This window comes from Catellatospora vulcania (assembly GCF_009720385.1).
Taxonomy (GTDB): Bacteria; Actinomycetota; Actinomycetes; order Mycobacteriales; family Micromonosporaceae; genus Catellatospora; species Catellatospora vulcania.
In genome coordinates this window covers 72,567-94,558 of record NZ_ML769309.1, presented here as the reverse complement: position 1 = coordinate 94,558, position 21,992 = coordinate 72,567, and the positions used below count along the sequence as shown (strand labels likewise).

Here is a 21,992-nt window from a genome sequence, read left to right as displayed (position 1 = left end):
CTCACCCCGTGCTGAGGTAGATCAGGCTCCGGCGTGGGCGTTGCCGGTCGCGGGCACGGCGAACGGGTCCAGGGCGACCGGGCGGGGCTCGGCCGCGTCGCGGGTGTCGGTCCGGGGCTCCTCCGGTGCGCTGAAGACCAGCGTGGCCGGCGGGTTGAGCCGGTCGGGACGGTTCACGGATGCAGCGGACAAGGAAGGCTCCAAGTGGATCAACAGCCGGGGGCAGGGCCCGAAATCCGGGGCACCTGCCGACGACGGTACCCGGGATGTGCGACAGATAACAGCCGGTAACGGAAACCATCGGACAGCAGGCCTCCGTTTGCCCGCCGTCGCGGTGGGTAACCGTGGGACAGCCGGTCCTCCTCCCCTCGTGCCGGGCGGCCGTCGCCGATCCCCTCGCACCGCTGTCCGGAGGCCACCATGTCGCTGTCCGACCCCGCCGCCACCACGGCTCCCCCGTCGACCGAGGCAGCGCGGTGGCGGGCGAGTCTGCGCGCCGCCCGCCAGCGGCTGGAGTCGGCCCGTTCCGTGCCGCCACTGATCCTGCCCGACACGGTGGACGTCCCGGACCTCGCGGACGACCAGCACGACAACCCCGACCAAGCCGTCGCGTACTGGCTGCGGGTGGCGGCCGCGTGGGGCTGGCGGCTGCTGGTGCTCGCCGGGGTCGGCTGGGTGGTGCTGACGCTGGCCGGACGGCTCGCCCAGGTGCTGATTCCGCTGTCCATCGCGCTGCTGCTGTCGGCGCTGCTCGCGCCGATGGTGCGTCTGCTGCGCGAGCGGCTGCGGCTGCCCGCCTCGCTGGCCACCGCGATCGTCCTGTTCGGCGGGGTGCTGCTGACGGTGGGCTTCCTGACCCTGCTGGTCACGCAGCTCGTCGACGGCATGCCAGGCCTGGCCGAGAACGCCTCCGCCGGTCTGCAGCAGGTCCGCCAGTGGCTGGGCACCGGCCCGCTGCACCTGTCCACCCGGCAGCTCGACGGCACGTTCGAGGCCGCCGGCACCTGGGTGAGCGACAACCGGCAGAGCCTCACCAGCGGCCTGTTCGCCACGGCCGGCGCCGGATTCGAGGTGCTCATCACCGCGATGCTGGTCATCGTCGTGACGTTCTTCTTCCTGCGCGACGGGGACCGGCTGTGGCACCTGGCCACGTTCGCCCTGCCCCGCCGCGCGCGCCGGCCCATGCTGGAGGCCGGCAACGCCGGCTGGCTGACCCTGGTGGCGTACGTGCGCGCCACGGTGATCGTGGCGTTCATCGACGCGGTCGGCATCGGCCTGGCCCTGGTGCTGCTGCGGGTCGAGTTCGCCTTCGTGCTGGCGGCGCTGGTGTTCCTGTCCTCGTTCATCCCCATCGTCGGGGCGACCGTGTCCGGGGCGGTGGCGGTGCTCGTCGCGCTGGTCGACCAGGGCCCGCTCACCGCGCTGATCGTGCTGGCCGCGGTGATCCTGGTGCAGCAGCTGGAAGGCCACGTGCTCCAGCCGCTGATCATGGGCCGCGCGGTCGCGATCCACCCGCTGGCCGTGATCGTGGCGCTGGCCGCGGGTATCGCCGTCGCCGGGATCATCGGAGCGCTGGTCGCAGTCCCGATCGTCGCGGTGCTCAACACCGCGCTGCGCCACCTGATGCACCACCGCCCCCAACCCGCCCCGGACGCGGTCGTGGTCAGCGCCGACCCGACGCCCTGACGGGCCGCGGCGGGCAGGACGCCAGAGTCCTGCCCGCCGCGTACGCCGGTCCGCTCACCCAGGTGTGCGCGGACCGGCGGGTCCTACACCTGGGTGAGCCGCCACAACTGGTTGGTGCCCGTGTGGCAGGCCCACTGGATGACCGCGGCGTTGTCGGCCGTCGAGGCGCCGTTGACGTCCAGGCACTTGCCGCTGTGCACCGCCTTGAGCTGGTACACCCCGGCGGTCGAGGTGGTGACCGCCTGCCACTTCATGTTGTTGTTCGTGGTGCAGGTCAGCTGGACCATCGCCGCCCCGTCGGCGGTCGAGCCGCCGGATGCGGCCAGGCACTTCCCGCTGTGCACCGCCTTGAGGTAGACGTAGCCGCCACCCGCGTCGACGGCCTGCCAGCGCTGGTTGTTGGCCCCGGTGGCCGGCCACTGCACCACGGTCGCGTTGTCGGCCGTGGACACCCCGCTGACGTCGGCCAGCTTGCTGCTGTGCTGGGCCGTCAAGGTGTACGTCTTGCCCGCGATGCCCCCGGTCGGGTTGGTGCCGACCCCGGCCCCGGCGAAGGTGAACGAGTCGACGTCGAAGCCGTTGTTGGCGCTCGACTTGAACACCATGTACAGCTTGTGCGTGCCGGACAGCGCCGCCACGCTCACGGCCGCCTGCTGGACGTAGGTGTCCCAGCCGCCGGTCGCCGCGATCGGGTTGGTCGCCAGCAGGGTGCCGGTCGGCGAGTCGGCGCGCAGCTCGATGCTGCCGCCGCCGCTGGGCGAGGAGACCCGGTAGCTGACGCTGGTGATGCCCTGCACGCTCATCGGATCGAACATGATCCAGTCGTTGTTGCTGACGTCGCCGATCCGGTTGCCGCTCTCCGCCCCGGCCTGCGCGACGACCCGGATGCCGGACTGGCTGGTGAAGTACTCCGCCTGCTTGTGCTTGGGCTGGAGCACCACGTTGGCGTAGCCGGTCAGCCGCGCCACCGTGCCGTTGCCGTTGTCCTGGTAGCGGGAGTTGAGCAGGTAGAACAGGTTGGCCCCGTCCGGGTGGCCGCCGAGGTTGCCGGTGTTGACGGTGCCGGAGCAGCCGGGCAGGTCGGTGGTCGGGTGGGCGTGGTCGTCATGCCCGAGTGCGGGGTTGGTGAACACCTGCGTGCAGTTGATGGTGCCGTCCTGCGCGTCGGTGACACTGATGTTGTAGGCGACGTTCTGCCCGAAGTCGAGCATGCCGCCGTTGGGCGGTGAGGTGATGTTGACGACCGGGGCGTTGTTGCCGACGGTGATCGGCACGTTGACGAACGAGGACCGGCCGGTGTTGTCGGTGACGGTCAGCTTCGCGGTGTAGTTGCCGTTGGTGGTGTACGCCCGGGTGGGGTTCGCGGCGGTGGAGTCGGTGCTGCCGTTGCTGTCGAAGTCCCAGGCGTAGGAGATGGTGTCCCCGGCGTCCGGGTCGTAGGAGCCGGCGCTGGAGAACGTCACGTTCAGCGTGGCGAGCCCGTTGGTCGGGGTGCCGGTGGCCTTGGCGATCGGGGCGCGCCCGCCGTGCACGTAGTCGATGCGGTAGAGCCCGGAGTCGTTGTTGCCGCCGCCGAACTCCGATCCCCATTCGAGCACGTAGAGCGACCCGTCGGTGCCGAAGCGCATGGCCATCGGCTTGATGAAGCCGCCGCCCGGCAGGAACGGGTTGATCTTCACCAGGTTGCCCGAGCCGTCGAAGTGGATCTCCTTGATGTAGTTGCGCGACCACTCGTAGAAGAAGTGCACGCCGTTGTAGTACGCCGGGAACTTCGTCGCCGAGGTGCTGGACGCGTTGTAGCGGTAGACCGGGCCGCCCATCGGCGCCGAGCCGCCCTCGCCCATCTCCGGGAACGTCGGCGAGACGCCGTAGCCGTACCAGATCTGGGGTTGGACCAGCGGCGGGAGCGTACGCAGGCCGGTGTTGTTCGGCGAGTCGTTGACCGGCGCGTTGCAGTTGAACTTCGCGCCGACCACGCCGGTGTCCGGGTTGTACGGCGCGTACGCCTGGTTGTTGCCGTGGCAGAACGGCCAGCCGAAGTTGCCCGCCTGCTTGATCACGTTGAGCTCGACCAGGCCCTCCGGCCCCCGGTTGGTGGTCGCGCCGCCGCGGTCGGGGCCGTAGTCGGCCAGGTTCACCCAGCCGGTCTGCATGTCGACCTCGAACCGGAACGGGTTGCGGAAGCCCATCGCGTAGATCTCGGGCTTGGTCAGCGCGGTTCCCGGGGCGAACAGGTTGCCGCCGGGGATCGTGTAGGTGCCGTTGCTCTCCGGGTGGATGCGCAGCAGCTTGCCCCGCAGGTCGTTGGTGTTGCCGGCACTGCGGGCGGCGTCCAGGAAGCTCTTGCCGGACCGCCAGTCCAGGGGCGCGTAGCCCTGCCAGGCCGGGTCGAGGTTGGGCGGCGAGTCGTCGCCGGTGGACAGGTAGAGGTTGCCGCCCGGCCCGAACGCGACGTAGCCGCCGGTGTGCCCCGGCTCGGCGAAGGTGCGATCCCGGTACGCGGGCACGCTGAGCAGGACCTGCTCACTGGACAGGTTGAGCGTGTCGCCGGTCATGGTGAACCGGGACAGCCGGTTGACGTCGGTCGAGCTGGACGCCGGCGAGTAGTACAGGTAGATCCACCCGTTGGTGGCGAAGTTCGGGTCGAGGGCCATGCCGACCAGGCCGTCCTCACCGCCGGTGTAGACCGACAGCTGGGCCGCCTGCACCGTCTGCTGCTGGGCCGGCTTGAACACGTTGAGCTTGCCGCCGCGCTGGACGTAGAACACGCGGCCGTCGGGGGCCACGTCCATCGCCATCGGGTCGACGGTGTTGGAGTCCAGGGTGACCTTCTCGAAGTTGCTCCACACCGTGCCGCCGCAGTCGCCGGCCAGGTTGCCCGCCGCGTACCGCACGCCGCCCAGGATGTGGTTGCGGAAGTTGGTCTCGCTGTAGGACGCGTCGTCGTGGCCCATCGCGGTCGCCCAGACCTTGCCGCCCTCGGCCTCGCGGCACCAGGAGATCGGGTGGTCAGGGCCCATCGCCGCGCCGCCCGGGTTGTACGTGCGCTCGTCGGCGGTCACCAGCACGTGGACCTGGCCGCGGGCGTTGACGTCGAAGTTGTACCACTCCTCGGTGCGCTGCCAGTTGTCCGGCAGGCCCGCGGTGGACGGGTGGACCTTGTCCGCGACCCGGGCGTAGCCCTGCAGCGAGCCGGGCGAGTGCTCGGGCATGTGCGCCCCGCCGTTGATGGTCGCGTCCCACCACGGGAACGCCGACTCGATGCCCATGTCGGTGGCGTTGTGAATGGCCACGATGCCCTTGCCGCTGCGCAGGAAGTTCTGCGTCGCGGTGCGCTGGGCGTCGTTGTCGAAGATCATGCCGGAGGTCTGGAACATGACCAGCACGTCGAAGGTGTTGAGGTTGGCCGTGTTCAGCACGGTGGAGTCCTCGCTGAACACCACCTCGAAGTTGTTGGCCGCGGCCAGCTGGTTGAACATGGTGACGCCGGCGGCGATGGATCCGTGCCGGTAACCGGCGGTCTCGCTGAACACCAGCGCCCGGAACGCGGGTGCGGCCGAGGCGGTGTTCGTGGGGAGCACGCTTACGGCTACTGCGGTGGCCAGCGCTAAGAACGCGCCAAGGACAGGTCTGCGGCGGCTCATGCCGTCTCCTTCGTGGAAAAGGACGGGCGGGGGTCCTCATGCGTCCGCCGCGACGCATGACCGTGCAGCGCTCCGATGCCGGACAGGGATTCCGCATCGACATGTGTCAGTCCCGTTAACGGGGAGCGCGAAGCCGAGCATGGCCCGAGCCAACAGGCCTCGTCAATATTCTGCCGATGCCAGTTTTAAAATATTCACTGAAAGTTTGTTGTCTGCCAGGCAAAACTAATGCCCGCTTTGAAGAAAGCCCGAAAAGCCGTTCACATCGCGCCTGGTAGATGCGTCAATGCCGAACCGTGACCATTTCCGGCTCGTAACAGGCTTGCTAGATCGAGCGTCAACGTTTAACGTCCGACGCCAAGACTTCCGATCAGGACAGCAAAAGTTCTTGCTGCGCCAACGAAAGTGCGGAAGCCTCCGGCCTCAACCGAACTGATCGATCGAGGAGGTGCGGTGCAGCCAGACAGCGACCAGCCCCTGCTGCGGATGCGCGGGGTCGGCAAGGCGTTCTTCGGGGTACGCGTGCTCGACGACGTCGACCTCGACCTGCACCCCGGACAGGTGCACGCGCTGGTCGGCGAGAACGGCGCCGGCAAGTCAACCCTGATGAAGATCGCCAGCGGGGTGTACCAGCCCGACGCGGGCACCCTGGAGCTTTCCGGCAAGCCGGTGACGCTGCCCCATCCCCGCGCCGCGCAGGCCGCCGGGATCGGCATCATCCACCAGGAGTTCAACCTCCTCCCGGAGCGCACCGTCGCCGAGAACGTCTTCCTCGGCCGCGAACCGCTGCGCCGCGGCCTGGTCGACCGCCGGGCCATGCACGCCCGCACCGCCGAGCTGCTGGCGGGCGTCGGCGAGACCGCCATCGCCCCGCAGACCAGGGTCGGCCGGCTCGGCGTCGCCCAGCAGCAGGTGGTCGAGATCGTCAAGGCGCTCGCGCTGGACGCGCGGGTGCTCATCATGGACGAGCCCACCGCCTCGCTGGCCGAGCACGAGGTCGAGCTGCTCTACAACCTGGTCCGCCGGTTGCAGCAGCGCGGCATCGGCATCCTCTACGTGTCGCACCGGCTCACCGAGGTCTTCGACCTGTCCGGCCGGATCACCGTGCTCAAGGACGGCCGCCGGGTGACCACCCTCGACACCGCCGAGGCCACCCCGGACACCCTGGTCCGGCACATGGTCGGCCGCGAGCTGTCGCACTACTTCCCCGAGCGTGCCGCACCCGGCAGCGCCGGCGCGGCCCGGCTGCAGCTGGCCGCCGCCGGGAACGGCCGGCTGCGCCCGGTCGACCTCGAACTGCGCTCCGGCGAGGTGCTAGGCATCGGCGGGCTGCAGGGCTCCGGACGCTCCGCGCTGGCCCGTGCCGTGTTCGGCATCGACGGCTTCCGCACCGGGCAGATGCTGCTCGACGGCGTGCCGGTGCGGGTGCGCTCACCCCGGCAGGCCGTACGGGCCGGGATCGCGTACGTCACCGAGGACCGCAAAGGCGAGGGCCTCGCGCTCAGCCAGTCGGTGCTCGACAACGCCCTGCTGGCCCAACGTGCCGTGCAGCCGCGCTGGTTCGCCCGCGCGGCCCGCACCACCACCGTGCGCGAGCTGCTGGACGCCGTCGAGGTGCACGCCGCGGGCACCGGTCAGGAGATCCGCTACCTGTCCGGAGGCAACCAGCAGAAGGTGATCCTGGCCCGCTGGCTGGCGATGAAACCGCGCGTGCTGCTGTTCGACGAGCCCACCCGCGGCATCGACGTCGGCGCGAAGGCCGCCATCCACGACCTGATCCGCAGGCTCGCCGACGACGGCGCCGCGGTGCTGATGATCTCGTCCGAGCTGCCGGAGCTGATCGGGATGAGCGACCGCATCGTCGTCATGCGGGACGGCGCGATCGCCGGCGAGCTGCCCGCCGGGGCGAGCGAGGAAGCCGTGATGGGCCTGGCCACCGGGGCCGCCACGAGCACGGAGGTGCCCGCATGAGCGAGCGCGGCGAGCGAATCAGCAAGTTCGATGATGCCGCCGACGAGCGCAGCGAGGAGAAGGCATGAGCACGGAAACGCTGCGCGCCCGGTTGCGGCTGCCGGGCCTGGACGCCACCAACGGCGTATGGCCCGCCCTCGCCGTGGCGCTGATCGTCGGCGGCACGCTGGTCGCCCTCGACGGCGGCTCGCTGTTCAGCGAATCCAGCACGATCAGCCTGCTGCAGCGTGCCGCCGGGCTGGGCATCGTCGCGGTCGGGCAGACCATCGCCATCCTCGCCGGCTCGCTGGACCTGTCCGTGGCGTACGTGATCAGCCTGACCTCGCTGGTCGCCGCCGAGACGATGGCCGGCTCCGACGGCATGGTGCTGCCGGCGATCCTGCTCGTGCTGGTCGTCTCCGCCGTGATCGGGCTGGTCAACGGTCTGCTGATCACCAAGCTGCGGATCAACGCGTTCATCGCCACCCTCGGCGTCGGGCTGCTCATCAAGGGCTACCTGGAGCAGGGGTACGCCGGACCGGCAGGCAGCGTGCCCGTCTCCTTCCAGCACCTGGGCTACGACCGCCTCGGGCCCGTGCCGCTGTCGTTCCTGCTGTTCGCAGCGGTGGCCGCCGCGGTCTGGTTCACGCTGCGCAGCACCCGCTACGGCCACCACCTCATCGCGACCGGCGGCGACCTCGACGTGGCCCGGCTGTCCGGGGTGCGCACCGACCGGGTGCTGATCCGCACCCACGTCATCTGCTCACTGTGCGCCGGCATCGCCGGGCTCTACCTGGCCAGCCGCCTGGGGGCCGGCGCGCCGCGGGTCGGCGCGGAGGGCGGCTACGACCTGGAGTCGATCGCCGCCGTCGTGCTCGGCGGCACCGTGCTCGCCGGCGGCCGCGGCGGGGTCACCGGCACCGTCGGCGGGGTGCTGCTGCTGGCCGTCATCGACGGCGTGTTCAACCAGCTCGAAGTGGACTCCTTCTTCAAGCAGATGGTGCGCGGCGTGGTCATCGTCGCCGCGGTCGCGGTGTACGCGCTGCGCCTGCGCCGCACCTCCGACCGGCGGAAGGCGGCCGTGGCATGAGCGAGCACCGCGAGCGAATCGGTGGGCGTGGCGACGCCGCCGGCGAGCGCAGCGAGGAGAAGGCATGAGCACCGAACTGGCAACCCCGGCCCCGGCCGTGGCATCCGGACTGGGCGGCGGCGGGCGCAGCGGCTGGGGCGTGGGCAGCATCCGGCCCGTGCTGATCATCCTGGCGCTGCTGCTGATCGCGGTCGGCATCCGCCAGCCCGACTTCTACGACCCACCCGTGCTGCTGGCCTTCCTCAAACGCGCCGCCCCGCTGATCATCCTGGCCGCCGGGCAGTACTTCGTCATCGTCGCGGGCGACTTCGACCTGTCGGTCGGCTCCCTGGTCACCGCCGAGGTCGTCATCGCCGCTCGGCTCATCGACGGCGACCCGGCCGCGACCTGGCCCGTCATCGCGCTACTGCTCGGCTTCGGCCTGCTCATCGGCCTGGTCAACGGCCTGGTCACCACGCTGCTGCAGGTGCCCTCGTTCATCACCACCCTCGGCATGTACCTGGTCCTCGTCGGCGCGGTCTACACCTGGACCGGCGGCTCCCCGCGCGGGGCGCTGTCGGAGGAGTTCCGGATGTTCGGCCGCCGCGGCATCGACGGCGTGCCGGTGCTGGGGCAGCTGCCGTACGCGGTGCTGGTCCTGTCCGGGGTCGCGGTCCTCGCCGTGCTGGCGATGCGGTCGGACTTCGGCAAGGTGCTGCTCGCCGTCGGCGACAACCCGCGCGCGGCCCGCGTCACCGGGGCCCGCACCGCCCGGGTGCGCACCATCGCGTTCCTGGCCAGCGGCCTGCTCGCGGCCGTCGCGGCGATCCTGCTCGGTGGCTTCGGCGGGGTGTCCTTCCAGGTCGGGCAGGGACTGGAGTTCACCGCCATCACCGCCGTCGTGCTCGGCGGGGTGGTGCTCGGCGGCGGGCGCGGCTCGGTCGCCGGCGCCATGCTCGGCGCGCTCACCCTGCAGACCCTGCTCACGCTGCTCAACCTGCTCGGCGTCTCCGGCGCGCTCAGTTCCGCCGTGCAGGGCCTGATCATCCTCGCCGCCGTCGCCGTCGGCACGCTGCGCCGCCGCACCTGAACCGCCCCACTGCACCGCCCACTGCACCGCCTGACTGCACCGCCCTGATCTGCAACCGAGAGGAACGCGCATGAGGAGAAGCACACCCTTCCTGCTGGCCGTGTGCACCGCCGTGGCGGTGGGCGTGGTCGGCTGCACCAGCGACGTGCCCGGCGCGTCGCCCAGCGCCGGACCCAGCGGGGCCGGCACCGGCGAGACGTCGAAGTTCTTCGTCCAGGCCGACCACGACAACGAGCTGGCGCTGCGTACCAAGACCGCCACCGGTCCCGCGGACAAGCCGTGGGAGCAGGCGCTCGACCCTAAGACGGTGGACACCGCCAAGTACAAGAAGGCCGGCCCGTACCACCTGTGCTTCTCCAACGCGGGTGTCGGCAACCCGTGGCGGCAGGTCGGCTTCAAGAACATGCAGGCCGAGGTGAAGCTGCACCCGGAGATCAAGACGTTCACCGTGGCCGACGCGGAGAGCAAGGACGACAAGCAGATCTCCGACATCACCGACCTGCTCGGCAAGGGCTGCGACGCGCTCATCGTCTCCCCGAACACCACCGCGACGCTGACCCCGGCCGTCGAGCAGGCCTGCGCGAAGGTGCCGGTCATCGTGTTCGACCGCGGCGTCAACACCAAGTGCCCGGTCACCTTCATCAACCCCATCGGCGGGTACGCGTTCGGCGCGACCGGCGCGGAGTTCCTCGTCGAGAAGGTCAAGCCGAAGGGCAAGATCCTCGCGCTGCGCATCCTGCCGGGCGTCGACGTGCTCGAAGCCCGCTGGGGCGCGGCGAAGGTCGTCTTCGACAAGTCCGACCTGGACGTCGTCGGCGTCGAGTTCACCGACGGCGACGCGGCCAAGACCAAGACCATCGTCACCAACTACCTGCAGCGCTTCGGCGACATCGACGGCATCTGGATGGACGCCGGCGCCACCGCGGTCGCGGCCGCCGAGGCGTTCGAGGACGCGGGCAAGCCGTTCCCGGCCATCGTCGGCGAGGACCAGCAGGACTTCCTCAAGATGTGGCAGGACAAGAAGCTCACCGCGATCGCCCCGACCTACCCCACCTACCAGTGGCGCACCCCGGTCATCGCCGCGCTGAAGATCCTCAACGGCGAGGCCGTGGCCAGCCCCTGGAAGCTGCCCCAGCCGACCATCACCTCCGACAACCTGAGCCAGTACGTGCAGGCGGACATGCCGCCGCTGCACTACGCCATGTGCGGCTGCGCCACCCTGCCCGGCTACCCCAAGGACTGGGGCGGCAAGTAATCCCCTGCCTCACCACGGCGGCCGCCCTCCTCCCGGGGCGGCCGCCTTTCTCACCAGTGAAAGAGGTGCGCCGTGTTCGCCGTCGGAGCCAACCCGTGGATCTGGACCTCACCCGTCGACGACCACGCCCTGCGTGAGCTCGTCCCCCGCATCGCGGCCTGGGGCTTCGACGCGATCGAGATCCCCGTCGAGAATCCCGGCGACTGGTCCCCCGCCGAGGTCCGCGACCTGCTCGCCGAACACGGCCTGAGCGCCGCTTCGGTGCTCGCCGTCACCCCGCCCGGCCGCGACCTCGTCTGCACCGATGCCGAGACCGTACGCGGCTCGCAGGACTACCTGCGCGGGCTGGTCGACGCGGCCGCCGTGCTCGGCGCGCCCAGCGTGTGCGGGCCCGTCTACGCGGCCGTCGGGCGGCTCTGGCGCATGTCCGCCGACGAACGGCGGGACTGCTACCGGCAGCTGAGGTCGGCATTGGAGCCGATCGCGGAGTACGCCGGCGAGCGCGGGGTCGCGATCGGGATCGAGGCGCTGAACCGCTACGAGACCTCGGTCGTCAACACCATGGCGCAGACCCTGGAGGCGATCGACGGGCTGCCCGGCAACGTCGGGATCATGCTCGACAGCTACCACATGAACATCGAGGAGTCCGATCCGTACGCCGCGGTCACCCTGGCCGGGCCGCGTATCGTGCACGTGCAGGTCTCCGGCAGCGACCGCGGCGCACCCGGCCGCGACCACCTCGACTGGCCGCGCTGGCTCGGCGCGCTGGCCGCCACCGGCTACCGCGGCCCCATCTGCATCGAATCCTTCACCGGCGACAATGAGGCCATCGCGATCGCCGCCGCCATCTGGCGCCCCCTCGCCCCCACCCAGGACGACCTGGCCACCTCCGGCCTCGCCTACCTCCGCCAGGTGACCGCCGCCCTCCTCACCTGAGGTGATGATCGCTGTTTCGTGTCAGAAAGTGAGGTCAGACCACAGCTTTTGACACGAAACAGCGATCATGCTGCCACGCCGGGACGGCTCAGGCGCGACGGGTGAAGTCGGCAGTCCAGTTGACTTCCCAGGTCGCGCCGTCGTCGGTGGAGAAGGACTGCTCCCAGTGCGGGTGGTCGGTGTCGGTCTGCGACCACTGGTAGCGGACCCGGATCGGCGTGCCCTCCCAGGTGTCGTCGCACTCGAAAGTGCCGACGGCGCCGTCGAAGCGACCCACGACCGGCTCGTCGAGCAGGCCACCGGTGTTCTTCGAAGCCCACCAGATCCGCCACGTCTGCTCCTCGGGGTGGAACAGGCGCAGAGCGATGCCCTCGTACCCGCGCTCCGGGGCGCGGAGCACGTCCAGGACGCCGGTCCCGTCAAGCAGCACCTGGCAGTCCAGGGTCGCGTCGAACTCGTACCACTCGTCGGAACCCACCAGGACCTTGACCAGGCGGCGCTGCACGCTGTCCCACGTGCCGGCGAGGAAGTCGAAATCAGTGTTCGTCATGCCGAGGACGCTAGGGCCGTACCCCTGACATGTTCTGTCAGTGCCCGGCGGCAGACTTCCGGACATGCGCGCCGACCGACTGCTCTCCATCGTCCTGCTGCTGCAGAGCCGCGGCCGCCAGACCGCGCACCAGCTGGCCGGCGAGCTGGAGGTGTCGGCCCGCACCATCTACCGGGACATGCAGGCGCTGGGCACCGCGGGCATCCCCGTCTACGGCGACGCCGCCGGCTACGGGCTGGTCGACGGCTACCGCACCCAGCTGACCGGACTCACCGCCGCCGAGGCCCGCGGCCTGGTCTTCGCGGAGCTGCCGGGCGTCGCGGCAGACCTCGGCCTGGCCGAGGCGGTGGCCGCCGCGCAGCTCAAGCTCGCCGCCGCGCTGCCGGACGCGCTGCGCGAGCGGTCCGCCCGCATGCGGCAGCGTTTCCACCTCGACACCCCCGGCTGGTACGAGGACGGCGACAGCTCCGAGCACCTCGCCACCCTCGCCGACGCGGTATGGCACCAGCACGCCCTGGCCGTCCGCTATGAGAACTGGACCGGCCCCGCCGAACACCGGCTGGAGCCGTACGGGCTGGTCCTGAAGGCGGGCAAGTGGTATCTGGTGGCCCGCGCGGCCCGGGGTGTGCGCACGTTCCGGGTCAGCCAGATCCGTGAGCTGACCGTGCTGCCGGAGGATTTCACCTGGCCGGAGGGGTTCGACCTGGCGGCGCACTGGCACGGGCACATCACCGACTTCCGGGCCCGGCTGGTCCGCGGCGAGGCGCTGGTGCGCCTGTCCCCCGCCGCCCTGGAACTGCTGCCGCACGTGATGGGCCGGGCCGTCGCCGACGCCGCCGCGGCCGGTGAGCCGCAACCGGACGGCTGGATCCTGGCACGGGTGCCGATCGAGACAGACAGCCACGCGGAGATGCAGTTCCTGCGCCTGGGCACGCAGGTCGAGGTGCTGGAACCGGCGTCGCTGCGCGAACGCATCACCGCCACGGTCAAGGAACTGGCCCGTGTGTACGCGGCCGCGCCCCGCCCGCTGTGACGGCCCCTCTCGGTCAGCTCGGCACGCCGAGCTGACCGAGAGGGCGACGAGTTCTGCTTCACGTAGCATCAGCGCCTTATGTTGATCAGTCTCTAGGACGACGCCTCCGGGCCGGGCGCGGAGGCGCTGCGGCGTCTCCGGTCTGGTGATCGTCGCCCCAGCACGACGGCGCCGAGCACGCAGGCGGCGGCAAGGACCGCGGCACCGGCCAGGGCCGGGTAGTACCACCAGCCGTACGCACCGGCCTGCGCCGCGTGCACGTGTGCCTCGTACGCCAGCACGGGGTCGAACATCAGCCAGGGCATCAAGGGCAGTCCGATGAGCGTCACACCGATCCCGAGAGCCGCGACCGTGCTGATACCGGGACGCCCGCCACGCTGGGCCAGGAGCAGCGCCGGAACCGCGACGGCGAGCGCTCCCGCCGTCACGATGGCGAGGTTGACCACCACGTCGAGCCACGGGCCGAAACGCCAGCCTTCGACGTTGATGTTGTGGTGTCGATCCACGTACCGGTCGAGGGCCAGGTCGACCGTTGCCACCACGTACAAGCTGATCACGACGGCGCCAGCCGCGAACGCCGCAGCGACACGCAGGAGGACCCTCGCAGCGGCCGCGCTCCTTGCGGTCCATTCTGTCATGCGGCCAGCATGAGGGCCCGGGTCAACAGCCTGCCGACCGGGGATGTCCAGCCGACGAATGCGCCAAGCCGGCGCGACCGTGGAAATGCTCAACCGCCGCAAGGCTTTGCTCTGCCGCTGCGGTGCTGGAAGGGCGCCGGCTTCACGTGTCGGTCAGCGGGTGGGTGTCGGCGTGGGGCCGGTCAGGGTCTCGAGCTGTTGTTGTTCAGTGTCGGCGGTGACTTTGAGCTGGTCGGCGATGCCCTTGACGGTGGGGTCGACGCCGTTGGCCAGTTCGGCGGTGACGGAGCCGAGCAGGCCCTCGTGATTGGCCGAGAAGAGCTCGACGATCCGGTTGTCGAACTGCTCGCCGCTGAGGCCCTGCAGTTCGGCGGCGTCGGGCATGGCGGGCAGCGACGGCATCGCGCCAGGGGCGGCCGTCGGCATCGCCGGCAGCGAGGGAAGGGCACCGGGCGAGGCCGTGGCATCCTCCGATGATCGGTTGCGAATCTCCGACCACCGTGTGGTCTTACCAGACGGCTTGTTACCATTTCGGAGCATTTGCCGGGTCATACGATGGCCGCGTGGCCCGACCGCCCCGTCGCATCTCGTTTGACGGTGCCGCCGTCGAGGCAACAGAGTGGCCGCATGACGACGACAATCCGCAACGTCACGTTCGACGCCGCCGATCCCGGCGCCCTCGCACGCTGGTGGGCACAGGTCTTCGACAGCGAGGTCGTGTTCGACGACGGCCACGAGGCAGCGTTCGACCTGCCGTCGGCACAGACCGTGTTCTTCCAGCGGGTCCCCGAACCCAAGGCGGTCAAGAACCGCCTGCACCTGTGCCTGCAGTCGGACACGCCCCGCGATGTGGAAGTCGAGCGGGTGGTGGGCCTCGGCGCGACCATGGCCGCCGACCACCGCAACGCCGACGGCACCGGCTGGGCGGTGCTCGCCGACCCGGAGGGCAACGAGTTCTGCGTGCTGCGCTCGCAGGCGGAGCGGGGGTTCTGAAGATGCGGCTGACCAAGTACGGCCACGCCTGCGTACGCCTCGAGGACGGCGACCGGGCCCTGCTCATCGACCCGGGTGTCTACTCGGAGCCGGTGTCGTTCGACGGCGTGTCCGCTGTGCTCGTCACGCACGAGCACGCCGACCACGTCGATCTCGACCTGCTCCGGGCGGCCCGCGAGCGCAACCCGGAGCTGACCGTCCACACCCATCGCAAGCTCGCGGAGGAGCTGGGCGGCGGGGTGCAGGCCGTCTCCCCCGGTGAGGTCTTCACCGCGGCCGGGTTCACGGTGCGTGCGGTCGGCGGCGAGCACGCCGAGATCATCGACGGCCTGCCCGGCTGTGCCAACGTCGGCTTCGTCGTCGACGGCGTCTACCACCCCGGCGACTCGCTGTTCGTGCCCGCCGAGCCGGTCGAGACGCTGCTTATCCCGGCGGCCGGCCCGTGGCTGAAGATCGGCGACGCAATCCGGTTCGCCCGGGCGGTGCGGCCGCGCCGCGCGTTCCCGATCCACGACGGGGTGCTCAACGACCTCGGGCTGCGGCAGTTCGACGCCTGGCTGGGCGGCGAGGAGGGGATCGGCTACACCCGCATCCCGCTGGGCGACACCGTCGTCCTCTAGGAGCGCTCAGTCGGGCAGCATCGGCATGACCAGGCCCGTGTCGGTGCCCAGCAGCGTGCCGCGCTGCAGCGACATGGTGCCGAAACGGCGGCGCACCGCGTCGACGGCGGTGTCCAGCGCGTCGCGGGGCAGGTCGTCGAAGGGCAGCTCGGGCTGGATGTCGCCGGTCCGGTCCAGGTTGCTCACGGATACGCCGATCAGCGTCAGGCCGCGCTCGGCCACCAGCGGCGTCGCGGTCGCGAGCAGAGCCCGGGCGGTGTCGAGCACCGCCTGGGTCTGCGACGTCGCCTTGGGCATGGTCGACGAGCGGGTCGCCCGGGTGTAGTCGGCGAACCGCAGCCGCAGCACCACCGTGCGGCCGGGCCGCTGCGCGCCGCGCATCCGGCGGGTGACCCGCTCGACCAGCCCGGCGAGCGCGGCCTCCAGGAACTCCACGGTGTGCGGGCCGCGGCCCAGTGCGCGCTGGGCTCCCATCGAGGCGCGGCGGCGCCCGGTGACGACGGGCCGCGGATCCTGGTTGTGGGCGAGGGCGTGCAGGTGGCGGCCCGCGCCCTGGCCGAGCATCGACACCAGCGCGGCCTCGCCCAACCGGGCCACCTGCCCGACGGTACGGATACCGCGCTGGTGCAGCTTTCCCGAGGTGACCTCGCCGACGCCCCAGAGCACCTCGACCGGCAGCCGGTGCAGAAAGGCGAGTTCGTCGGCGGGCTCGACGGCGAGCAGCCCGTCCGGTTTCGCGACGCGGCTGGCGACCTTGGCCAGGAACTTGGTGCGGGCCACCCCGACGGTGATCGGCAGGCCGACTCGTGCCAGCACGTCCTGACGCAGCCGGGCGGCGATCGCCACGGGCGTGCCGGCGATCCGGTGCAGCCCGGCGACGTCGAGGAACGCCTCGTCGATCGACAGCGGTTCGACGATCGGCGTGGTGTCGTCGAAGACCTCGAACACGGCCCGGCTGGCCTCGGTGTACGCCGCCATGCGGGGCGGGACCACGATCGCCGTCGGGCACCGGGCCAGGGCGGCCCGCACGCTCATCGCGGTGCGCACCCCGTACGCCTTGGCCTCGTAGCTGGCAGCCAGCACCACCCCGGCGCCGACGAGCATCGGACGGCCCCGCAGCCGCGGGGAGTCCCGCTGCTCCACCGAGGCGTAGAACGAGTCGAGATCCGCGTGCAGGATCGTCGCCGAGCTGGTCATCCACGCAGCTTAGTACACCTGTACGAGCCGCGTCAGCGGTAGTCGTTCTCCTTGAGTTCGATCACCCAGGCCCGGCGCTCGGCGATCAGACGTCGTAGACGGTCCACTCGATGTCGCCGGTCAGGCAGGACAGGATCTGCGCGTGGTCGTTCCTGCGGAAACCTTCGAGACAGGTCTCCACCGTCCGCCGGTTCTGCGACATGCCGCCGCCTTCCTGATCGACCTTCGTCACGTCCGGCCAGCGTACGCAGCCGGCAACACGCTGCGGCGCAGTCGCCCGGTTCCCGGGCGCGGCGTGCCGGGACGGGCAGGATCTCTGGGGTGAACCCGACCGAGGAGGCAACTGCGGTCCCGCGAGGCGGACAGCCGCGAGACGCGGCGGCCACGGCGGCGTTGGCCAGATACGACCGCCTCGCCCGGCTCCCGATCATCCTGTCCGCGGTGCTGCCGCTGATCGTCGCCCCCGAGCAGGGAAACTGGGTCGCGGTCCTGATCGGCGTCGTCTCGTGGCTGGTGTTCGTCGCCGACTTCTTCATGCATCAGCGGCTGCTCGTGAACTACCTGGGCACCCGCCTGGGCAAGTTCGACCTCGCGATCGTGATCCTCACCGCACCGTGGTTCCTGCTCTCCGGCGCTCACGGCGGCAGCATCGTGGTGGTGCTGCGGCTGGCCAGGCTCAGCCGGCTGCTGCTGGCCACCAAAGGCGTCCGGCGGCTCTTCGCCCGGCTCGGGCGGGTCGCGATCATCGCGTTGGCGGTCCTGTTCGTGGGCGGGGCCATGGCCTACTACGCGGAGCACCCCACCAACCCGGAGTTCGCCACCTTCGGCGACGCGATCTGGTGGGCGACGGTCACCCTGACCACCGTGGGGTACGGCGACATCGTGCCCATCACGACCGCCGGCCGGATCGACGGGACGGCCGTCATGTTCATGGGCGTCGCGCTGCTGGGCCTGCTCGCCGGATCTCTCGCCAGCTTCTTCGGCCTTGAACCTGAAGACGCCGGGCCAGATCCGGGAACACCGAACGAGCCGGTGCTCGCCGAACTCGCGCTCCTCCGTGCGGAGGTGAAGGAACTCGCCGGCCTGCGCGAGCAGCTGGCCGTGCTCACCCGTCACCTCGCGCCGGGCGACACTCCCACGCCGGGCGCCGCCCCCGAATGAATCCCGATCAGGGAGTGCGGCCGATGAAGGCGAGCAGGCGCGTCTGCGGGTCGGCGTCGTCGGGAACCGCGACCCTCGGCCCGTAATGCCCGCTGGACCGCAGCACCGCGTCCATCGGGAGCATCCCCTCCAGCATCGCGGCGCACCGCTCCTGGTCGAGGCGCTCGTCCTGGCCGGTCGCCCGAGCCAGGTCCCAGGTGTGCATGAACACGTCCGACGTGTAGAACATGGCGACCGCCTGGTCCAGCGGTATCTCGCCGATGTTCGGGTTAGCCAGGACCTTGTCTGCCGTGGCCGGATCGTCGAGCAGGGCCTGCACCCCGTCGCTGTGGACCGTCCAGGCGGCCACCGGGTCCTGGGCGACGGGCGGACCCTTCGGCAGCTCGACGCCCGCACCCGCCCGCAGGAAACCCGGGAACCACTCGACCAGGTGACCGACGACGTCACGGGCGACCCAGCCTGCGCACGGTGCCGGCCGATCCCAACCGCCCGGGGCGACGCCGCGCACGCGCTCGGTGAACGCCCCGGCGATGAGGCGGTGCTCGTCAGCGGGACCGGCCATCACGTCAGCTCCTTCGCGTCGGCGCACACCGCGCCACGGCTGGACCATACAACGGGGCTACGACCGTTCCGCCGTCCACGCCCGGAGCTTGTCGGGGTTGCGTATCCCCCAGATCTGCCTGATCCGCCCGCCGGCGATGTCGAAGGCCAGCACCGTCACCGTGACGCCGTCGCGCTGGGCCACCAGGCCGGGCAGGCCGTTGACCGTACGCTCCAGGAGCGTCAGGCCCGGCAGCCAGCTCGCGACCTCGACCGCGTAGCGCGCGACCTGCGCAGCGCCCTGCACCGGACGTGGCACCGTGCTGACCACGCCGCCGCCGTCGGCGATCGCCGTGACGTCGGGATCGAGCAGCGCGACCAGCGCCCCGATGTCCTTGGCTTCCCAGGCCAGCTTGAAGTCCCTGACGAGGGCGGCCTGCCGGGCCACCGGAGCCGCCTGGGCCTGCGACGCGCGGACCCGGGCGCGGGCCGAGGAGGCCAGCTTGCGACAAGCCGCGGGCGTACGGCCGACGATCTCGGCCACTTCGGCGAACGAGTGGCAGAAGACGTCGTGCAGGATGAACGCCACCCGCTCGGCCGGGGTCATCGATTCGAGCACGACGAGGAAGGCCATGCTGACCGACTCGTCGAGGGTGACCCGGTCGGCCGGATCGCCCGTGCTCCCACCCGGCCGCCCACCGGTCCACTCGCCACGGCCGGGCAGCGGCTCCGGGATCCATTCGCCGACGTAGCGCTCCCGCCGGGCCCGCGCCGAACCGAGCACGTCCAGGCAGATGCGGCCGGCGACCTTCGCCAGCCAGGCGCCGGGCGACGCGATGGCGTCCTGCTGCTCCCGGGACATGGCGTACCAGCGGGCATAGGTCTCCTGCACCGCGTCCTCCGCCTCGGCCAGCGAGCCGAGCAGCCGATACGCGAGATTGATCAGCTGACGCCGCTCGCTCATCACCGCGGCCGGCCCGGGGTCGGTGCTGCCGTCGTCCGGCTCCGGTCGGGTGGTCATGGTGTCACCGGCTCCTTCGGTCGCGCCGCTCATCGGTCCGACGCGGCACCCGCGGCGCGAGGTGTGGTCGGCGTCACCTCACATTTCCAGCGGCTGCGTCGTCGGAACAGTGAGACACCATTCCGCACGCGGAACGGCTCGGCAACCCGGCCCCGTCGCCGGTGGCGGCGCCGCCCCGCGATGCGGTCGACCGCAAGGAGCTTTCGATGCGCAAGGCTTTCGCCGTGCTGGCGACCCTGCTCACGCTGGTCGTCGTGGCGGAGTTCTACTTCGCCGCGAGCGGCGCGTCCGCCACCGGGCCCGGTGGCGCGGCCTACCGGCCCCACCACGTACTGGGATATGTGATCTTCCTCCTGCCGGTGGTGATGGTGATCGTCGGTGCGCCGGCCCGGATCCCGGGGCGGCTCATCGCGACGACGGCCGGGATCGCCGGCCTGACCGCCGTCCAGGTGGTGATCGCGAAACTCGCCCGAGCCGTCGGCGACACCGGCGGCCAGCTCGTCTTCGGACTGCACGCGGTCAACGGCCTGCTCCTGCTGGCGATGGTCATGACGACCCTCCGGCAGGCATGGGCGCTGGCCAGGGCCGCGGCACCGGCTGTGCCGGCCACCGACGCGGTGGGATCCGGGCCGGCGGCGGAGCCGGTCGCACCTTAGGGTCCACGTCATGCTGATCTCGCCGGCCCGCTTGCAGGAAGCCCTCGACGCGATCGTGGCCGGTGGGGCGCTGAGCGCACTGTGCGAGGTGCGCGACGGCACCGGCTCGTACGCGATGGCCGGCGGCGTGTCCGAACGGGGAACCGAAACGCCGGTCGACCCGGCCGGCCACTTCCGGATCGGCAGCGTCACCAAGACGTTCACGGCCACCGCGATGCTGCAGCTGGCGGGCGACGGCAGGCTGAGCCTCGACGACACCGTCGGGCGATGGCTGCCCGGCCTGCTCGCCGAAGGCGACGCCATCACCGTCCGCCACCTGCTGATGCACACCGCGGGGCTGTACAACTACACCGACGCCTGGACCGTGAACGGCAAACTGGACGCCGGCGTGGTGCTGTCGCGGCGCGGCCTGCGGGTCCGTCCCGAGGAGACGGTCGCCCTCGCCGAACGCCGAGGGCCGCAGTTCCCGCCCGGCAGCGCCATCGCCTACAACAACACCGGCTACATCCTGGCCGGCATGGTCATCGAGCAGGCCGCCGGCCGGCCGTACGCCGAGCACGTCGAGAGCCGGATCCTGGCGCCGTTACAGCTCGCCGGGACCGTCGTGCGCGATGAGGACCCCGGCCTGCCCCGACCACACGCGCACGGCTACCTGCCCGGCGACGGCGGGCCGGTCGACGTCACCGTGTTCGACCGGTCCACGGCGTGGGCCTCCGGCGGCATCGTCTCGACCGCGCGCGACGTCAACCGCTTCTTCGCCGGGCTGCTGCGCGGCGAACTGCTCGGCCACGCCGAACTGCGGGAGATGCTGACCCCCACGCCGTGGACGACGGCCGGGACGGACAGTGGCCTCGGCCTGGTCCGGGTCCGCCTGCCGGGTGGCGCGGCCGTGTGGGGAAAGCACGGCGGTTTCTTCGGCTACGACACGTTCTCCTTCCACACGCCGGACGCGTCGCGCCAGCTCACCGTGTCGATCACCACCGACACCGGGCGGTCGCCGAGCACCGAGCACGTCCTGAGCCACTTCGCGTTCGTCTTCGACGGCCACGACTGACGGTTCCGGAAGGTCCCCCGCTGATGGCGGCACGGATAATGCGGCGACGGGAGAGCTGATGCTCGCCAGAATCGTCACTCATGACGACCGCCGACTTCCTGGTACTGCCTCCACGGCTCGACAGCACGGCTGAGCTGCTGTCCGCATCAGCCCGGCGACGCGGTCTGGCAGTTGAGCAGCTGGTCGGCCCGGCGGCGCCGGACCGGCTGCGGCACACCGTCGGCGGACACGTCTACGGCGGGCCCGTCTTCGCCGGCACGGTCGCCGCGGACCTCGACCTGGCCCTGCTCGAACCGGACGACGACTGGCTGACGCGGCTGCCGTACGAGTACACGCACCGCGAGATCAGCCTCACCACGCTCGGTGAGGCGCGCTGGTCGCGTACGCCGATGTTCGTCAAGCCGCCGCGGGACAAGACCCTGACCGCGTGCGTCTACGCCGACGGCTCCCGCCTGCCCGGCGACGAGCGCCTGCCGGCCGACACCGCGGTGCTGGTCAGCGACATCGTCACGTTCGTGGTGGAGTACCGGCTGTTCGTCCTCGACGGTGCTGTCCACACCGCCTGCCGCTACGCCACCGGTGGCCGGCTCGACCCGGCCCCGCTGGAGGTCGGCGCGCACCGCGCGGACGTGCTCGCCTTCGCCGCTGACCTGCTCGGCGCCTGTGCCGACAGCCTGCCCAGCGCCGTCGTCGTCGACGTGGGCCTGGCGAGCGACGCCGACCGGGGCGAGGAGCACTGGGCGGTCGTCGAGGCGAACATGGCCTGGTTCAGCACGAGTTACGCCGCCGACCCCGACCGGGTCCTGGACGTGGTGCTCCGCGCGGCCGGACCACGCGACCGCCTGGCCTCCCGCGATCATGCGTTCGTCCGGTCTGCCGGGCCCGCCGGGTAGTCGGCT

Annotated in this window: 22 protein-coding genes; 13 read left to right on the top strand and 9 right to left on the bottom strand. The window is 71.1% G+C overall.

Annotated features, from left to right (window positions below; all coding sequences use genetic code 11):
* Window positions 1–21: 21 nt before the first annotated feature.
* Window positions 22–177 carry a hypothetical protein gene (locus tag F6W97_RS17345; protein WP_155371394.1) on the bottom strand — a complete coding sequence of 52 codons (156 nt, stop codon included), beginning with the start codon at window positions 175–177 and terminating at the stop codon, window positions 22–24.
* A 243-nt stretch (window positions 178–420) separates the two neighbouring features.
* Here F6W97_RS17345 and F6W97_RS17340 point away from each other — a divergent pair, with 243 nt between their 5' ends.
* Window positions 421–1,686, top strand: coding sequence for an AI-2E family transporter (locus tag F6W97_RS17340; RefSeq protein WP_155371393.1), 1,266 nt, complete (start codon window positions 421–423; stop codon window positions 1,684–1,686).
* Between the two features lie 83 nt (window positions 1,687–1,769).
* On the opposite strand, the gene F6W97_RS17335 is transcribed toward F6W97_RS17340, so the two are convergent.
* The gene (locus F6W97_RS17335; protein WP_155371392.1) at window positions 1,770–5,330 is read right to left on the bottom strand and encodes a ThuA domain-containing protein; all 3,561 of its coding nucleotides are present in this window, start codon (window positions 5,328–5,330) and stop codon (window positions 1,770–1,772) included.
* 453 nt (window positions 5,331–5,783) lie between these two features.
* On the opposite strand from F6W97_RS17335, the gene F6W97_RS17330 reads away from it, so the two are divergent.
* From F6W97_RS17330 to F6W97_RS17310, 5 genes are all read left to right on the top strand, one after another.
* Window positions 5,784–7,301, top strand: coding sequence for a sugar ABC transporter ATP-binding protein (locus F6W97_RS17330; RefSeq protein ID WP_230686755.1), 1,518 nt, complete (start codon window positions 5,784–5,786; stop codon window positions 7,299–7,301).
* Window positions 7,302–7,365: 64 nt separating this feature from the next.
* The gene (locus tag F6W97_RS17325; RefSeq protein WP_155371391.1) at window positions 7,366–8,370 is read left to right on the top strand and encodes an ABC transporter permease; all 1,005 of its coding nucleotides are present in this window, start codon (window positions 7,366–7,368) and stop codon (window positions 8,368–8,370) included.
* Window positions 8,371–8,434: 64 nt separating this feature from the next.
* On the top strand, window positions 8,435–9,439 hold the full coding sequence (locus F6W97_RS17320) for an ABC transporter permease (RefSeq protein WP_155371390.1): 1,005 nt from the start codon (window positions 8,435–8,437) through the stop codon (window positions 9,437–9,439).
* A gap of 70 nt (window positions 9,440–9,509) precedes the next feature.
* Window positions 9,510–10,694, top strand: coding sequence for a substrate-binding domain-containing protein (locus tag F6W97_RS17315; protein WP_155371389.1), 1,185 nt, complete (start codon window positions 9,510–9,512; stop codon window positions 10,692–10,694).
* A gap of 72 nt (window positions 10,695–10,766) precedes the next feature.
* Complete coding sequence (locus F6W97_RS17310; protein ID WP_155371388.1) at window positions 10,767–11,630, top strand: sugar phosphate isomerase/epimerase family protein; 864 nt, start codon at window positions 10,767–10,769, stop codon at window positions 11,628–11,630.
* A gap of 88 nt (window positions 11,631–11,718) precedes the next feature.
* Here the strand turns inward: F6W97_RS17310 and F6W97_RS17305 are convergent, their stop codons facing one another.
* Window positions 11,719–12,180, bottom strand: coding sequence for a hypothetical protein (locus tag F6W97_RS17305; protein ID WP_155371387.1), 462 nt, complete (start codon window positions 12,178–12,180; stop codon window positions 11,719–11,721).
* 64 nt (window positions 12,181–12,244) lie between these two features.
* Here F6W97_RS17305 and F6W97_RS17300 point away from each other — a divergent pair, with 64 nt between their 5' ends.
* Window positions 12,245–13,213 (top strand): helix-turn-helix transcriptional regulator, encoded by a 969-nt coding sequence (locus F6W97_RS17300; RefSeq protein ID WP_155371386.1) that lies wholly within the window; start codon window positions 12,245–12,247, stop codon window positions 13,211–13,213.
* 92 nt (window positions 13,214–13,305) lie between these two features.
* Here the strand turns inward: F6W97_RS17300 and F6W97_RS17295 are convergent, their stop codons facing one another.
* Window positions 13,306–13,752 carry a hypothetical protein gene (locus F6W97_RS17295; RefSeq protein ID WP_155371385.1) on the bottom strand — a complete coding sequence of 149 codons (447 nt, stop codon included), beginning with the start codon at window positions 13,750–13,752 and terminating at the stop codon, window positions 13,306–13,308.
* A 252-nt stretch (window positions 13,753–14,004) separates the two neighbouring features.
* A complete protein-coding gene (locus F6W97_RS17290; protein WP_196279194.1) occupies window positions 14,005–14,277 on the bottom strand; it encodes a DUF305 domain-containing protein in 273 nt (90 codons plus the stop codon).
* Between the two features lie 201 nt (window positions 14,278–14,478).
* Here F6W97_RS17290 and F6W97_RS17285 point away from each other — a divergent pair, with 201 nt between their 5' ends.
* Entirely contained in the window at window positions 14,479–14,844 is a 366-nt protein-coding gene (locus F6W97_RS17285) for a VOC family protein (protein ID WP_155371383.1), read from the top strand.
* Between the two features lie 2 nt (window positions 14,845–14,846).
* Window positions 14,847–15,464, top strand: coding sequence for an MBL fold metallo-hydrolase (locus tag F6W97_RS17280; protein WP_155371382.1), 618 nt, complete (start codon window positions 14,847–14,849; stop codon window positions 15,462–15,464).
* A gap of 6 nt (window positions 15,465–15,470) precedes the next feature.
* Here F6W97_RS17280 and dinB read toward each other — a convergent pair whose 3' ends face one another.
* Window positions 15,471–16,661, bottom strand: coding sequence for a DNA polymerase IV (gene dinB / locus F6W97_RS17275; RefSeq protein WP_155371381.1), 1,191 nt, complete (start codon window positions 16,659–16,661; stop codon window positions 15,471–15,473).
* A gap of 85 nt (window positions 16,662–16,746) precedes the next feature.
* The gene (locus tag F6W97_RS40150; protein ID WP_196279199.1) at window positions 16,747–16,893 is read right to left on the bottom strand and encodes a hypothetical protein; all 147 of its coding nucleotides are present in this window, start codon (window positions 16,891–16,893) and stop codon (window positions 16,747–16,749) included.
* An 89-nt stretch (window positions 16,894–16,982) separates the two neighbouring features.
* On the opposite strand from F6W97_RS40150, the gene F6W97_RS17270 reads away from it, so the two are divergent.
* Window positions 16,983–17,822, top strand: a complete 840-nt coding sequence (locus F6W97_RS17270) for a potassium channel family protein (protein WP_155371380.1) — start codon at window positions 16,983–16,985, stop codon at window positions 17,820–17,822.
* A 7-nt stretch (window positions 17,823–17,829) separates the two neighbouring features.
* Here F6W97_RS17270 and F6W97_RS17265 read toward each other — a convergent pair whose 3' ends face one another.
* Both F6W97_RS17265 and sigJ read right to left on the bottom strand, forming a co-directional pair.
* Complete coding sequence (locus F6W97_RS17265) at window positions 17,830–18,384, bottom strand: TIGR03086 family metal-binding protein (protein WP_155371379.1); 555 nt, start codon at window positions 18,382–18,384, stop codon at window positions 17,830–17,832.
* Between the two features lie 57 nt (window positions 18,385–18,441).
* A complete protein-coding gene (gene sigJ / locus F6W97_RS17260; RefSeq protein ID WP_155371378.1) occupies window positions 18,442–19,383 on the bottom strand; it encodes an RNA polymerase sigma factor SigJ in 942 nt (313 codons plus the stop codon).
* A 206-nt stretch (window positions 19,384–19,589) separates the two neighbouring features.
* Here sigJ and F6W97_RS17255 point away from each other — a divergent pair, with 206 nt between their 5' ends.
* The 3 genes from F6W97_RS17255 (at window position 19,590) to F6W97_RS17245 (ending at window position 21,986) form a co-directional block, all read left to right on the top strand.
* A complete protein-coding gene (locus F6W97_RS17255) occupies window positions 19,590–20,039 on the top strand; it encodes a DUF6220 domain-containing protein (RefSeq protein WP_196279193.1) in 450 nt (149 codons plus the stop codon).
* Window positions 20,040–20,049: 10 nt separating this feature from the next.
* Window positions 20,050–21,093 (top strand): serine hydrolase domain-containing protein, encoded by a 1,044-nt coding sequence (locus F6W97_RS17250; protein ID WP_155371377.1) that lies wholly within the window; start codon window positions 20,050–20,052, stop codon window positions 21,091–21,093.
* Window positions 21,094–21,173: 80 nt separating this feature from the next.
* The gene (locus F6W97_RS17245; protein WP_155371376.1) at window positions 21,174–21,986 is read left to right on the top strand and encodes an ATP-grasp domain-containing protein; all 813 of its coding nucleotides are present in this window, start codon (window positions 21,174–21,176) and stop codon (window positions 21,984–21,986) included.
* The last annotated feature ends 6 nt before the right edge of the window (window positions 21,987–21,992 follow it).